Genomic DNA, 14,179 nt, shown 5'->3' on the forward strand with positions numbered 1-14,179 from the left:
CTGTAGCACCACAAAGGACTCACGACACCTCGCGGTCGCCGATGCGGGGAAACGGCTTGGTGGAGAACACCACCTCGACCGGCACCTCGAAGTACTCGGCGATCCGCAGCGCCAGGTAGAGGCTGGGGCTGTACTCGCCGCGCTCGAGGTAGCCCACCGTCTGGTAGTGCACCCCGAGCGCGTCGGCGAGCTGCCGGCGGGTGATCCCACGCTCCACACGCAACATCGCGATCCGGTTGTAGATCGTCTCAGTCATAGGCGCTGCAATGCCTTCTGCCGGCGTTCCTCCACATTGGACCCGGATTCCCCGCGGGCCATCCGGCGCAGCACCACGGGCGCGATCAGCAGCCCGATGACGGACCACGCGCCGAGCACCGCGACGGTCTCCAGGTGCCGCCAGGACTGGCCGATCTCCACCGCGGCCGCCTCGTCCGGCAGCAACGCCGAGCGTATCCCCAGCCCCACCCAGTAGAACGGGAAGACCTGCGCGATGCCCTGCAGCCAGCCGGCAAGCGCGGTGATCGGGTAGAAGATGCCGGAGATCGCGACCAGCCCGCCGGACAGGAAGAACAGCCAGCCGCCGACCGCTCGCGGACTGCGCACGACGGAGCCGATGATCAATCCGAGCGGGACGCTGGCCACCAGTCCGAGCGACCCGAGCCACAGCAGGGTCAGCAGGCCGCCGGGTCCGCCGGCGAACAGCCCGTCGAACAGCAGCACGCCGGGGATCAGCAGGATCACCAGGAAGGTCACGGTGTCCAGGGCGGTCCGCGTGATCATGCCGGTCACGTACCCGACCATGCCGTTGGGCACCGCCTTGGCCCGCAGCAGCGTGCCGTCCTCGCGCTCGGCGGACAGCAGCACGGCCACGGCGGTCATCGGGCCGTATACGAGCATCATGCCGATCACACCGGGCAGCGACAGCGATGCCAGCGGCAGCGTGGTTCCCGCGACGGTCGTGTCGCGCATGAAGAACAGCACGCCGAGCAGCACGACCGGCACCATCAGGTAGTTGCCGAACAGCTCCTGCGGCCTGGTGATCGTGGCCCGGAACTCGATCCAGCCGCGGGCCAGCCCGATGCGCAGCGCGTACGCCGTGGGGTTCATCGCCGCGCCTCCTCGAACTCGGCCGCCGCCTCGACGCCCTGGCCCGCCTCGTGCCGGTGCACCAGCGCCATGTAGGTGTCCTCGAGCGACGCCCTGCGCACCTCGAGGTCGTCGATCCCCTGGCCGTGCTGGGCGAACAGCTCCCGGACGAACCCGGTGGCGTCGTCGGTGGTGTGCAGGTAGTGCTCGCCGGACCGGCTCCACCGCACCTCGGCCTTCCCGGCCACCCGCCGGGCCAGCGCCTCGGCGCTGCCGTCGGCGACGATCCGGCCGGCGGCCAGGATCAGGATCCGGTCGGCCAGCTTCTCGGCCTCGTCCAGGTCGTGCGTGGCGAGCAGGATCGTGGTGTCCTCCAGGTCGGACAGCCGGTGCACCAGGTCGTGGAAGTCCCGGCGCGCCTCCGGGTCGAACCCGGCGGTGGGCTCGTCGAGGAACAGCACCTCCGGCCGGCCGACGATGCCGATGGCGACGTCGAGCCGGCGGCGCTGCCCGCCGGACAGCGTCAGGATCCGCTGATCCGCCTGGTCGGCCAGGCCGACGGTGGCCAGCAGCTTGTCCACGTCGTACGGGCGCTCCCGGCCCGGCATGCCGTACGGCGCGTAGTACCGGCCGAGGTGGCGCAGCAGCTCGCGCACCCGCCACTTGCCGTGGTCGCGCCAGGACTGCAGCACCACACCGATGCGGGCTCGCCACCGCTCGTCGGCGGACATCGGGTCGACGCCGAGCACGCTGACCTCGCCGGCCGAGCGCGCCCGGAACCCCTCCAGGATCTCGATCGTGGTCGTCTTGCCGGCGCCGTTCGGCCCGAGCAGGGCGACCACCTCACCGCGGCGCGCGACGAGGTCGATCCCGCGCAGCACGTCCAGCGTGCCGTAACGCATCCGCAGGTCACGCGCCTCGATCACCACCGGCTCGGCGGATGACTCCGCTGGGTGAGCGGACGAGTCCACCGCACTGACCATCACCATCGACACCACCTCCCCATACGATGCCTTGTGCGAAAGATAGCAGACCTACTACATACTTCAATAGCTCTACTTCCCGAAGCACGTGGTGGTTGAGCGCGCATCAGACCGTGGGTGGACCCGCGATGCACCCGTGGTCGGGGTTTCCCTGATATTCCCCTGGGATGAACCTCAATTCGTGGTCTTCGGGCATGTTCACCTGCCACCATCTGTTGTAGCGAGTGGACCGAGGGGAGGATGGCCGTGCGCAGCTATGGGGTGACGCAGCCGTGCGGCCGTCGACCCGATCGGGTGGCAGGTGTAGCGTTCCGCCACCCCGCTGCCAAGATCGAGGACGGCGGGGCATCCGCGGATCGGACCCACGGGGCCGCTCATGCTTGATCTGCTGAACAGGATGACCGAGCTGCTCGACGGCATGCTCGGCAGTCCCTGGCTGTGGGCGATCGTCTTCGTGGTGTCCGCGCTGGACGCGCTGCTGCCGTTCATGCCAAGCGACACCTCGGTGATCGTGGTCGGGGTGCTGGTGGCGCCCGATCCCCGCCCGCTGATCGTGCTCATCGTGCTGGCCGCGGCCGGCGCGCTGGCCGGCGACCTGCTCGGCTACCTGATCGGCCGGCGCGGCGGCGCGTTCGTGCTGCCCCGGCTGACGGCCGACGAGCGCGGCCGGCGCCGGCACGAGTGGGCGAAGGCCCAGCTCCGGCGGCACGGCAGCATGCTGATCATGGTGGCCCGGTACATCCCGGGCGGCCGGGTGGCCACCATGCTCTCGGCCGGCGCCCTGCACTACCCGCTGCGCCGGTTCCTGATCGTCGAGGTGATCGCCACCAGCGTCTGGGCGGCGTACTGCGCGCTGATCGGCTACCTGGGCGGGGCCACCTTCCAGCACAACATGCTCGGGGGCATGGCGCTCGCGCTCGGCATCGGCGCCGTGATCATGGTGCTGCTCGAGGTCGGGCGGCGGCTGTGGGCCCGGCGCCGGCCGCCCGAGTCGCCCGCGTACGCCACCAGCCGGTTCGACGCCCCGGTGAACTAGCCCGGGTACAGTCGCGCGCTTGTGAGGATCACGGTGCAACAGCGGCGGGTTCGGCTCGCCCGCCGGCACCTGCTCGCCGCCGAGGCCCGCGCGCCCGATCCGGTCGACGTCGCCCGCGCCATGGTGGCGCTGCACGGCACCGATCCGACCACCGTGTACCTGTCGGCGTGGGCCCGGATGCACGACGGCGACGCCACCGCACTGGAGCGGGCGCTCTACGAGGACCGGACGCTGCTGCGGCTGCTGTGCATGCGCCGCACGGTGTTCGTGCTGCCGACCGAGGTCGCCCCGATCGCCAGGGCCGCCTGCTCCCTGGCGGTCGCCGCCAGGGAGCGCCGGCAGCTGCTGTCCTGGCTCAGCGCGGCCGGGATCGTTGACGCGAAGGACGCCGAGCGCTGGCTGGCCGGCGTCGAGGAGGCCGCGCTGCGGGCGCTGGCCGCGCGCGGCGAGGCGACCGCCGCCGAGCTCAGCGCGGACGACCCGCGACTGCGCGCGGAGATCGTGCTGGCCAGGGGCAAGGCGTACGAGGGCAAGGTGCGGGTGGGCAGCCGGGTGCTGCTCCTGCTCGCCGCGGAGGGACGCGTCGTGCGGGGCCGGCCGCTGGGCTCGTGGACCTCCACCCAGTTCCGCTGGAGCCCGGCGGAGCGCTGGTGGCCGGGCGGGCTGCCGGACCTGCCGGTCACCGACGCCGAGGCGGAGCTGGCCCGCCGCTGGCTGGCCACATTCGGCCCGGCCACGGTCGACGACCTGCGCTGGTGGACCGGCTGGGCGGTGACGCCGACCCGGCGTGCCCTCGCCCGGATCGGCGCGGTCGAGGTGGACCTGGACGGCCGGCCCGGCCTCGTCCTGCCGGACGACCTCGAGCCGGAGCCCGAACCCGAGCCATGGGTGGCGCTGCTGCCGGCCCTCGACCCCACGCCGATGGGCTGGACCCACCGGGAGTTCTACCTCGGCGGGCACGGCACGGCGCTGTTCGACCGGACCGGCAACGTCTCCCCTACCGTCTGGTGCGACGGCCGGATCGTCGGCGGCTGGGCCCAGCGCAGGTCCGGCGAGATCGCCTACCGCCTGCTTGACGACGTCGGCTCGGAGAGGGTCGCGGCGATCGAGCGGGCCGCCGCTGAGCTCACCGAGCGGCTCGGCCCTGTTCGCCTCTCCCCCCGCGCCCGCACGGCGTCGCCGGTGGAGCGCGAGCTGCTGGGCTAGCCGTCGACCAGGAGGCCGCGCAGCGGGCCCTGGAGTCGGCTGGCGCGGCGGGAGACGCCGGGCAGCAGGGTGAGCCGGTGGGTCGGAGGGAGGCCGGCCGCCTGGCGTTCGGCCTGCTCCTCGGCGGTGGGGCGCCAGAGGCGGTCGACGACGTCGGCCGGGTCGCCGTCGACGTCGGAAACCGGGCGCTGGAGGTGCTCGGCCCACAGGCGCAGCCGGGTGGCCCGGACCAGGTCGGCGTCGTCGGTGCTGACGTTGACCTCGGTGTCGTTGAACAGTGAGTGCTCGTTGAGGTTGGCCGAGCCGATCGTCATCCACTCGTCGTCGACGATGCCGATCTTGGCGTGCACGTAGACCGGGGCCGAGCGCTCGCCGTCGTGCGCGGTGATCGTCGCGCCGAGCAGCCGCCGGCCGCCGTCGTCGGCGTCGATCAGGCGGGCCAGCTGCCCGCGGGTGGTGTCGGCGCCGTTGCTGGGCCTGCGGGGCAGCAGAAGGACCACCCGGAACGCCGGGTCGGGTGGCCGGCGCAGCTTGTCGATGAGGATCTCGGTGATCTCCGGGGACCAGAGGAACTGGTTCTCCAGGTAGACCAGCCGCCGGGCGGAGCGCAGCGCGCGCAGGTAGCCGTCGAGGAGCGTGAACTCACCGCGCGGCGCGAACTCGTAGGTCCGCTCCGGGATCGTGCGGATGAGCTGGGCCGTCGTGCCGCCCGCTTGCTCGGGTACGGCCGGCGGGGGCAGCTGCTCCCCGGTGATCTCGTTCCACCGCCGGCGGAAGTGGTCGGCCACGTCGGCCACGACCGGACCGGAGAGCCTGGCCGTCACGTCGTGCCAGCCGAGCGGGCGGTCGGCGGGGTGCTCGCGGCTGTCGTGCCGATCTCCTTGCAGGGCGGTGAAGTCCATGCCGCCGACGAACGCCGTGCCGCCGTCGACGATCATCAGCTTCTCGTGGTGGCAGTGCAGGGTGCGCTCGCGGGCGTCGAGCGCGCAGCGCACCGCGCCGTCGCGGGCGAGCTCCGCCTGCGTGGCCCTGGCCTGGGTCCTGGTCGGTTCGAATGCCGGCACCGGCGGACCGGCCCACAGCAGCACCCGGACCGGCACCCGCCTGGCGGCCGCGGTCAGCAGCTCGCGCAGGGTCGGGGCGCCCGGCTCGCGGGTGAGCCGGAAGTCGGGGCTGGCATGCCAGTTGGCGATGTGCACCGACGAGGTCGCGCCCTCGATTGCCGCGCGCATGGCCGGCAGCGCCTCCTCGCCGTCGATCAGCACGTCGATCCGGTTGCCGTCGCGGACCGGGGCGCGCGCGGCGAACCCGCCGCGGTCCCCGTCGAGCACCGATCCCCAGCCGAGCCGGCGTAATCGGCGGGCGTGGTGCTCGCTCAGCAGCCCTTCCAGCCGGTCGCCGAGCCGTTCGTCCAGCCAGTCCACCAGTGCCCGAACCCTGCTCATGGCCCCGGGTTACACCGGCGGGGCGGGCCCGAAACTTGACACCGGCTATGGTTTAGACCAATCTGGGCGCTTGTCGCCGGGGCGTCGTGGAGAGGTTGCCGCCCATGTCTGCTCGCAGCTCCGTGCTGCTCGGTCTTGCCGATGCCGTGCTCCAGCCGGGGTTCGAGGGGACGGCGCCGCCCGCATGGCTGCGCAGGCGGCTGGCCGGCGGGCTGGGCGGTGTCGCGCTGTTCTCCCGCAACATCGAGGAGCCGGCGCAGGTACGGGCGTTGGTGGACGCCATGCGGCGGGAGAACCCCGACGTGCTCGTGGCCATCGACGAGGAGGGCGGCGACGTCACCCGGCTGGAGGTGGACCACGGCAGCTCGCGGCCGGGGAACCTGGCCCTCGGCGCCGTCGACGACCTCGAGCTGACCGAGGCGGTGGCCCGCGACATCGGGCGGGACCTGGCCGCGGTCGGCGTGACGGTGAACTACGCGCCGGACGCCGACGTCAACTCCAACCCGGACAACCCGGTGATCGGGGTGCGGTCGTTCGGCGCATGGTCGGAGCTGGTGGCACGGCACACCGCGGCGTGGGTGCGCGGGCTGCAGTCGACCGGGGTCGCGGCGTGCGCCAAGCACTTCCCGGGGCACGGCGACACGGGCGTGGACTCCCACCTCGCGCTGCCGACGGTGCACGGGACCGCCGAGGACATTGCGCTGGCCGCGCTGCCGCCGTTCCGGGCGGCGGTCGACGCCGGGGTGAAGGCGATCATGACCGGCCACCTGCTCGTGCCCGCCTACGACCCGGCGGTGCCGGCGACCATGAGCCCGCGGATCCTGCTCGACCTGCTCCGCGGCGAGCTCGGGTTCACCGGGTTGATCATCACCGACGGCATCGAGATGCGGGCGGTCGCCGACCGGTACGGGCTGGCCGGCGCCGCCGTGGGGGCGATCGCGGCCGGGGCGGACGCGATCTGCGTCGGCGGCGGGCTGGCCGACGAGGGAACCGTGGAGCTGCTGCGTACCGCCCTGGTCGACGCCGTGATGACCGGGGACCTGCCGGAGGACCGGCTGGCCGACGCGGCCGCGCGGGTGCGGGAGCTGGCCGCGTGGACGGCGACCGCGCGGACCGAGCCGGTGGCGGCGGCCGGGGGTGAGCCGGTGGGGCTGGTCGCGGCGCGACGGGCGGTGCGGGTCACGGTCCGGCCAGGGGGGACGCTGCCGCTGCCGGCGGCGCCGCACGTGGTCGAGCTGGCGCCGGCGCTGCACCAGGCGATCGACCGGGGGACGCCGTGGGGCGTGGCCGAACTGCTCGCCCGGCTGCGCCGCGGCACCACGGCGGTCCGGCTCTACCAGGGTGACCTCGAGGATCCCGAGCAGGTGGACAAGGCGGCGCTTGAGCCGGCCGCCGGGCGGCCGCTGGTGCTGGTCGTGCGGGACGCGCACCGGCAGGCCTGGATGTCGGCGACGCTGGACCGGCTGCTCGCGGCCCGCCCGGACGCCGCGGTGGTCGAGCTGGGGGTGCCCGGCCCGCGGCCGCTCGGCGCGATCTACGTCGCAACCCACGGCGCGGCCAAGGTGTGCGCGGACGCGGCAGCCGAGGTGCTGACCCAAAAACTGGCCTAAAAGGCGTGTTTCGAAACTGCGCTGGGGTCGCAAATCTTTGGCGAGGGCGGTCGCCGCACGACGACAAGGGCAGGGGCGAGGAACGAGCCCCTGCCCGCCGGCGTCGTCAGCCAACCACCCAAGACACCCAACCACCCACACCGGCCCGCAACCACATACGCAACCCGACCCGAGGCCGTCGCCGAAGGCGACCGGCGGCCTTGCCCGAGCTAGAAGACACAGCGACCGGCGGCCTTGCCCGAGCTAATAAACTCAGCGTCCGAGCGCGCCCCTGATCATGTCCCGGGCCCGGTCCATGATCGCCATCGGCGGGCCGAGCAGCAGGTTCGCCGTGGCGCTCTCGATGCCGGGGTGCGGGCGGGTGGGCGCGACGGACTCGGCCGCCTTGACCGCCAGCGCCATCAGCCGGAGCCGGTCGGGAGCGCACGCCTCGCGCAGCCGCGGGAACTCCTCGCGCTCCTCGTGCGCCGCGTGCGCCAGCACGTCGTCGCGCAGCTGGATCAGCAGGGTGTCGAAGCCGTCCGCGTCCGGACCGATCTTGTCTAAAGTGGACAATAACTCCTTGGCCCTGTGCTCCTCGGCGACCCTGGCGTCCACGATCGCCGCGCCGTCCTCGGTGCCGCGCACGGTCGGGTGGACGATCTCCTCCTCCGCGGTCTCGTGCACCGCGAGCAGCCGCACGAGCCGGCGGAAGGCATCCCGCCTCCGATCGCCCACGGCGCCCTCCAGCTCGGCGAACAGCGCGCGGATCTGCCCGTGCTGCTCGATCAGCAGCTCGATCACGTCCCGGTCGCCGTCCAGGCCGTCGTGTCGGTCGCCGTTCCCGGTCATGCAGCCGCTCCCTTCGGGCGTGGCACCGCCGCGCCACGGGCACCCCGACTCATCCCGTGGTCGCGGCGGAGTTCTTGTCCCTGTCGAGGTACCCGGTGGTTTGTCGGCCAAACGAGGGTTGGCCCGCCGTCGTTGTGGGTATGCGGGAGCCGCTGGGGGTCCGGAGAGGGCGGTGGGAACGACCGTGGAACCCGAACCGTACGGGGCGGCCTGCCGTGGGCTGCACAACTACCTGCGGCAGGTCTGCCGGGCGCTGGGCATCGGTCCGGAGGCGTGCTGCTGGGACGTGGACGATCGGGCGACCGCCTACGTGGCGCTGGACGGCCGGCTGCCCGGCTATCCCAACCACGACCTCGCACTGGTCTGGGACGAGGAGAACGGCTGGGCGGCGGCGCTGGAGACGGCGACCGGCGACGACATCATCGTCCTGTGCTACCTCGGCTGGGACGTGCTGCCCCCGCCCGGCGTGCTCGTGGACTTCGTCGAGGCTCTGCGCGCCGACGGCTACCCGGGCCAACCCGACCCGCCCGCGCTGCGCGCCGCCTTCGTCGACGACGGGTTCTACGACCGCCTGTCCGCCTACCTGGAGCCGTCGGACACGCCGTTCAGCGAGGTCTAGGCACCTCGGTCAGCGAGGCGACCACGTTCAGCACCCGGTCGAGGCCGGTGACCTGCAGCGGCCGGACCGTGCCCGGCGAGGTGGCCACCACCCGCAGCGGCGTGTGCCGGTTGCGGCAGCGCTCGTCGATGTCCAGCAGCACCGACAGGCCGGCCGAGCCGAGGAACGACACCCCGGTCAGGTCGGCGACGACGTGCTCCGGTGGGGTGGCGTGCGCACAGGCCCGTTCCAGGTGTGACCGGAACTCCGGCGCGCTGACCAGGTCGATCTCCCCGGCGGCGCGCACCACCACGGCGTCGCCGACCATCTCCTGCGCCAGGTCGAGCAGCACACGTTCCACGACCGTTGCCCTTCCGTCGACCAGTTCCGACGATAGCCCCGTTCGGCGACCGCCTCCAATTGCTCGGCCACTTTTGGGGGTTTTGGGCAGTGCTGGGAGGGGCATTCGACGACGCGTGGAACTCGGACCGGCGTTGTTCAAACCCCTGCGCCGCGGGCGCTCCGACGAGGACGTGGTCGCGGCGTCGCGGCTGGCCCCCGGCTACCGGCTGCGGGTGCTGCTCATCGAGGACGACGATGCCGACGCCGGGCTGGTGACGGACCTGCTCGACAAGTCCGGCGCGCCGGTGGACCTCGACCGGGTGGCCACCCTGGCCGACGCGCTCGGCACGCGGGTGCGCGCCGACTGCGTCCTGCTCGACCTGCAGAGCCCGGACAACGGCGGGCTGGCCGGGGTGACCCGGCTGCGCCACCACGCCCCCGACACCGCCGTGCTCGTGCTTGCCGGGCACCACGACGAGCTGACCGGCGCCGCCGCCGTGGCCGCCGGCGCGCAGGACTACCTGGTCAAGGATCAGGTGGACGGGCCGCTGCTGGTCAAGGCGCTGCGCCTGGCGTGGGAGCGCAAGCGGGCCGAGGAGGCCGAGCGGCTGCTGCTCCAGGAACAGCTGCAGTCCAGCGAGAACAGCCGGATGGAGCGCGGGCTGCTGCCCAGCCCGCTGCTGACCGACACCGCGCTTACCCTGGCCACCCGGTACCGGCCGGGACGCAGGGGCGCACTGCTCGGCGGCGACTTCTACGACGCCGTCGAGCTGCCGGACGGCGCCGTGCACGTGATGATCGGCGACGTCAGCGGGCACGGGCCGGACGAGGCCGCGCTCGGCGTGGCGCTGCGCATCGCGTGGCGGTCGCTGGTGCTGGCCGGCCTGCCGGTGGCGCAGGTGCTGGCCAACGCGCAGCGGGTGCTGGTGCACGAGCGGATCCGGCCCCTGTTCGTCACCCTGTGCATGGTCAGCGTCGCGGCCGACCGCCGGTCGCTGCGGATGGTGCTGGCCGGGCACCCGCCGCCGCTGCTGGTCACCGACGGACAGGGCCGGCTGCTGCCGGACGAGAATCTCGGCGTGCCGCTCGGCGTGGTCCCGGACGCCACCTGGGAGCCGGTGAAGGTGGAGCTGGACCCGGGCTGGTCGCTGCTGCTGTACACCGACGGCGTGTACGAGGGCCGGGTCGACGGCGGGCCGGAGCGGCTCGGCCAGGACAACATGGTCGAGCTCGCGCTGGACATCCTGCGCGGCGACCCCGGCCGGCGGGACGGCCGGGGCGCCGTGCTGGATCAGCTGATCGCGACCATCGAGCGGCTCAACGGCGGCCGGCTCGACGACGACCTCGCGCTGGCCCTGCTCAGCCACGCCGGGTGACGGGTCAGCGCGTGGCCGACTTCGCCAACCGCTTGGCCAACTCCTCCTTGCTCATCGTCGAGGCGCCGGACAGGCCCATGTTGCGCGCCTGGGCGGCCAGCTCCTCCCGGCTCGCCTCGCCGGGACGGTCGCCGAGGTGCGCGGCGCGGCTGGCGGCGAACTTGCGGCCCAGCTCGGCGAGGCGCGCGGCGTCCATGTGCCGCCGCATGCCGGGCAGCACGGTCGACTCCTCCTCCTTGACGTGGTGGGTGACCGACTTGACCAGCTCGGTCAGCACGTCGTCGAACCGCCGCGACTCCGGGTCGGTCTCGGTGAGCCGCTTGAGCAGCTGCTCGGCCTCGGCGTGCTCCTGCTGGCTGTGCTTGACCTCGTCGGTCTCGCCGGCCTCCTCCCGGGCGACCGGGTACACCTCGGCCTCCTCGGCCCGGCTGTGCGCGGTCAGCAGCATGGCCAGGGTCGGCGTCAGCAGCGGCCGCTTCTCCGGATGCTGCTTGAGCTGTTCGAACAACCGCTCGACCTCACGGTGATCATCCATGATCATGTCCACGACATCCATGCCGCACGGATTACCCGTGCGGCGGGCGAACACACCTTCGGCGCGAATCGTGTAGGGGTGGAGCTATGAGCGAGCCGACAACGGACTGGTGGCGCAGCGCGGTCATCTACGAGGTCTACCTCCGCAGCTTCGCCGACGGCAACGGCGACGGGGACGGCGACGTCGAAGGCCTCCGCACCCGCCTGCCCTACCTGCGTGACCTGGGCGTCGACGCCATCTGGATCACCCCGTGGTACCCGTCGCCGATGGCCGACGGCGGCTACGACGTATCCGACTACCGGGACATCCAACCCAGGTTCGGCTCCCTGTCCCAGGCGCGGCTGCTGCTGGCCGAGGCCCACGCCCACAACCTCAAGGTGATCATCGATCTGGTCCCCAACCACACCTCGGACCGCCACCCCTGGTTCCAGGAAGCCCTCGCCTCCGAGCCCGGGTCCGCCGCGCGGAACCGCTACGTCTTCCGGCCCGGTCGCGGCCCCGACGGCTCGGCCCCACCCAACGACTGGCGCAGCGTCTTCGGCGGGCCCGCCTGGAGCCGGGGGCCCGACGACGTCGCCGGGCAGTGGTACCTACACCTGTTCGCGCCGCAGCAGCCCGATTTGAACTGGGAGAATCCGGAGGTCCATGCCGAGTTCCTTGACATCATGCGGTTCTGGCTCGACCTCGGGGTGGACGGGTTCCGCATCGACGTCGCGCACGGGTTGATCAAGCAGCGCGGGCTGCCCGACCTGGGGGTCGACCACGAGGACGTGATGGAGCCACCGGATCGGTTGAACCATCCCCACTGGGACCGGGAGGAGGTGCACGAGATCTACCGGTCCTGGCGGCGCATGATCGACGCTCATCCGGCGGACGCCACGTTCGTCGCCGAGGCCTGGGTCGCCAATCCGAAGCAGCTCGCCCGGTACGTGCGCCCGGACGAGCTGCACTCGGCGTTCAACTTCGACTTCCTCCGCTGCTCCTGGCACCCGGCACGGCTCCGCGAGGTGATCGACAGCAGCATGGCGGCGCTGCACGCGGTCGGGGCGCCGGCAACCTGGGTACTGTCCAATCACGACGTGACCCGGCATGTCACCCGGTACGGCCGGCCGCACACCGGCGCCAGGGGACCGCGGACGGAGTCCACCGAGCCGGTCAACCTTGAGCTGGGTCTGCGCCGGGCTCGGGCCGCGGTGCTGCTGATGCTCGCTCTGCCGGGGGGTGCTTACCTGTACCAGGGTGAGGAGTTGGGACTGTGGGAAGTGGAGGATCTGCCTGAGGAGCTTCTCCAGGACCCCACCTGGGAGCGCTCCGGCCACACGGTCCGTGGGCGCGATGGCTGCCGGGTACCGATCCCCTGGTCCGGGGACACGCCGCCGTTCGGCTTCGGCCCGGCCGCGACGGCCCGGCCGTGGCTGCCGCAGCCCACCGCGTGGAAGGACTACACGGTCGAGTCGCAGAGCGGGGATCCACACTCGATGCTCGAGTTGTACCGGTCCGCTCTTCGGCTTCGGCGCAGCCACCCCGCCTTGGGGGACGGCACGATGCGGTGGCTCGATGCTCCGGCGGAGGTGCTTCTCTTCGCTCGGGATCCCGGGTTTCTTTGCGCGGTCAACCTTTCGTCCGAGCCTGTTAAGCTTCCCGGTGGTGCGGAGCCATTATTGGTGAGTGCGCCGTTGGACCGGGGGCGGCTTCCCGGGGATGCGGCGGCTTGGCTCTCGGGATGAGATGAGATGAGGGGTCCCGGGGGCAATGTGTGATGTTGGTGGGTCCCGGGGGGTGGTGTGCCGGGGGGTGATTGGGGGTCCGGGGTCGGGCGGATTGTAGGTGCCGCGTCTCATTGTCAAGGGCGCCTTCGGCGTCGCTGCGCGATCGCGGCACTACGAGAAATAGTGCAAATGTTGTTAATTGGCCGCGACCCTTGACAATGAGCCTCGCACGCGGCACCTGGGCAGGAAAAGGGGGCAGGGTGCCCCTGCCCTTTTGGCCCGCCCGATCCCCGGACCCCGAACAGGTGGTTGTCGGTGCGGCACCCGGGAAATGTCCGACCGGCGCGGTAGAATCATTATGTGAGTCAGCCGCAGAATGTTCCCGTCCCCGCCGGGGAGCAACTCACGGCTGCCCTGGTGGACAAACTCACCCAACGCCGGTTGTTGGACGCGGAGATTCTGGATCTGGTCGCGGAAATGCAACGCGAACAAGTGGCGTCCCAGGCCGGGTATTCCAGCCTGCCGGCCTATCTTACTGAGGCCACCCGCCTGTCTCGGCGGGAGACGGCTCGGATGGTGGCCCAGGCCACGCAGGTGACCGAAACCGTGACTCCCACCGGGCATGTCAGCCCGGCGCCGCTGCCCTCGATGCGGCAAGCGCTGCGCGACGGGGTGATCGACGGCGACCACATCGACGCCGTCACCCAGGTCCTCAAACAACTCCCCGAAGACACCTCGGTGCAGAATCGGGAGCTGGTCGAGTCGACGCTGGCGGTCACCGCCCGCACCAGCGAACCCCGGGTGGTGCGCGAGCACGGCCGGATCCTGTTGGACCGGCTCAACCCCGACGGCCCCGCCCCCACAGACGAAGACACGGCGTCGGCCCGCAACTCCTTGCGCTACCAACGCACGCGCGACGGCGGCATGCGCTTCGCCGGCCGGATCGACCGTGAGCCCGCCGACACCCTGGAAGCGTTGTTGGGCCCGGTGGCCAAGCCCACCGCCGATGACACCCGCCCCGCCGATGAGCGGTACGGCGACGCGTTGTGCGCGGTCATCGACCTGGCCGCCAAGTCCGACCAGCGCCCGAGCCAGGGTGGGGAGAAACCCAACCTCACCGTGTTCGTCGACCTCAACGCGCTGCTGGAGGGCACCGGCATCGCCACCACCGAAGGCGGCGCCGTGCTGTGCCCCCAGGCCGCCCGACGGATCGCCTGCGACGCCGACATCATCCCGATCGTGCTCAACGGTGACTCCGTGCCCCTCGACCTGGGCCGAGCCCACCGCCTGGTCTCACCGAAGCTGCGCACCGCGTTGATCGCCCGGGACAAAGGTTGCGCCTTCCCCGGCTGCCACCTGCGCCCCCGCTGGTGCGACGCACACCACATTCGCCATTGGCTACACGGCGGCGCTACTGCTCAA

The 14,179-nt window shown here is 72.1% G+C and carries 14 protein-coding genes; 7 read left to right on the forward strand and 7 right to left on the reverse strand.

The annotated features are described in order from the left end of the window. Positions 1-19: 19 nt before the first annotated feature. The 3 genes from VGX25_RS11320 to VGX25_RS11330 are packed head-to-tail and all read right to left on the reverse strand — an operon-like array spanning position 20 to position 2,069. Complete coding sequence (locus VGX25_RS11320; RefSeq protein ID WP_326917611.1) at positions 20-256, reverse strand: helix-turn-helix transcriptional regulator; 237 nt, start codon at positions 254-256, stop codon at positions 20-22. Then, positions 253-1,107 (reverse strand): ABC transporter permease, encoded by an 855-nt coding sequence (locus VGX25_RS11325; protein ID WP_326917612.1) that lies wholly within the window; start codon positions 1,105-1,107, stop codon positions 253-255. Before VGX25_RS11325 ends, VGX25_RS11320 begins: the two co-directional genes overlap by 4 nt. Continuing rightward, a complete protein-coding gene (locus VGX25_RS11330) occupies positions 1,104-2,069 on the reverse strand; it encodes an ABC transporter ATP-binding protein (protein WP_414635766.1) in 966 nt (321 codons plus the stop codon). Before VGX25_RS11330 ends, VGX25_RS11325 begins: the two co-directional genes overlap by 4 nt. A gap of 376 nt (positions 2,070-2,445) precedes the next feature. Here VGX25_RS11330 and VGX25_RS11335 point away from each other — a divergent pair, with 376 nt between their 5' ends. Next, positions 2,446-3,105 carry a DedA family protein gene (locus VGX25_RS11335; RefSeq protein ID WP_326917613.1) on the forward strand — a complete coding sequence of 220 codons (660 nt, stop codon included), beginning with the start codon at positions 2,446-2,448 and terminating at the stop codon, positions 3,103-3,105. Between the two features lie 33 nt (positions 3,106-3,138). Next, the gene (locus VGX25_RS11340; protein WP_326917614.1) at positions 3,139-4,311 is read left to right on the forward strand and encodes a winged helix DNA-binding domain-containing protein; all 1,173 of its coding nucleotides are present in this window, start codon (positions 3,139-3,141) and stop codon (positions 4,309-4,311) included. On the opposite strand, the gene VGX25_RS11345 is transcribed toward VGX25_RS11340, so the two are convergent. Next, positions 4,308-5,756, reverse strand: a complete 1,449-nt coding sequence (locus VGX25_RS11345; RefSeq protein ID WP_326917615.1) for a phospholipase D family protein — start codon at positions 5,754-5,756, stop codon at positions 4,308-4,310. The two genes, VGX25_RS11340 and VGX25_RS11345, sit on opposite strands and share 4 nt — an antisense overlap. 104 nt (positions 5,757-5,860) lie before the next feature. Between VGX25_RS11345 and VGX25_RS11350 the strand changes: the two genes are divergently transcribed. Further along, positions 5,861-7,366, forward strand: a complete 1,506-nt coding sequence (locus VGX25_RS11350) for a glycoside hydrolase family 3 protein (protein WP_326917616.1) — start codon at positions 5,861-5,863, stop codon at positions 7,364-7,366. A gap of 252 nt (positions 7,367-7,618) precedes the next feature. Here VGX25_RS11350 and VGX25_RS11355 read toward each other — a convergent pair whose 3' ends face one another. Continuing rightward, a complete protein-coding gene (locus VGX25_RS11355) occupies positions 7,619-8,197 on the reverse strand; it encodes a hemerythrin domain-containing protein (RefSeq protein WP_326917617.1) in 579 nt (192 codons plus the stop codon). Positions 8,198-8,369: 172 nt separating this feature from the next. Here VGX25_RS11355 and VGX25_RS11360 point away from each other — a divergent pair, with 172 nt between their 5' ends. Continuing rightward, positions 8,370-8,816, forward strand: coding sequence for a DUF6292 family protein (locus VGX25_RS11360; RefSeq protein WP_326917618.1), 447 nt, complete (start codon positions 8,370-8,372; stop codon positions 8,814-8,816). Here VGX25_RS11360 and VGX25_RS11365 read toward each other — a convergent pair. Then, on the reverse strand, positions 8,803-9,156 hold the full coding sequence (locus VGX25_RS11365) for an anti-sigma factor antagonist (protein ID WP_326917619.1): 354 nt from the start codon (positions 9,154-9,156) through the stop codon (positions 8,803-8,805). The two genes, VGX25_RS11360 and VGX25_RS11365, sit on opposite strands and share 14 nt — an antisense overlap. A 172-nt stretch (positions 9,157-9,328) precedes the next feature. Between VGX25_RS11365 and VGX25_RS11370 the strand changes: the two genes are divergently transcribed. Further along, on the forward strand, positions 9,329-10,513 hold the full coding sequence (locus VGX25_RS11370; protein WP_326917624.1) for a PP2C family protein-serine/threonine phosphatase: 1,185 nt from the start codon (positions 9,329-9,331) through the stop codon (positions 10,511-10,513). Positions 10,514-10,517: 4 nt separating this feature from the next. Here VGX25_RS11370 and VGX25_RS11375 read toward each other — a convergent pair whose 3' ends face one another. After that, positions 10,518-11,069, reverse strand: a complete 552-nt coding sequence (locus VGX25_RS11375) for a hemerythrin domain-containing protein (RefSeq protein ID WP_326917620.1) — start codon at positions 11,067-11,069, stop codon at positions 10,518-10,520. A 65-nt stretch (positions 11,070-11,134) separates the two neighbouring features. Here VGX25_RS11375 and VGX25_RS11380 point away from each other — a divergent pair, with 65 nt between their 5' ends. Then, positions 11,135-12,775, forward strand: coding sequence for a glycoside hydrolase family 13 protein (locus VGX25_RS11380; protein ID WP_326917621.1), 1,641 nt, complete (start codon positions 11,135-11,137; stop codon positions 12,773-12,775). A gap of 342 nt (positions 12,776-13,117) precedes the next feature. Beyond that, positions 13,118-14,179, forward strand: a 1,062-nt coding sequence (locus VGX25_RS11385; protein WP_326917622.1) for an HNH endonuclease signature motif containing protein, incomplete at its 3' end; no start/stop codon positions are given.

It is taken from the genome of Actinophytocola sp. (assembly GCF_035942955.1).
In the GTDB taxonomy this organism is placed as follows: Bacteria; Actinomycetota; Actinomycetes; order Mycobacteriales; family Pseudonocardiaceae; genus DASYTH01.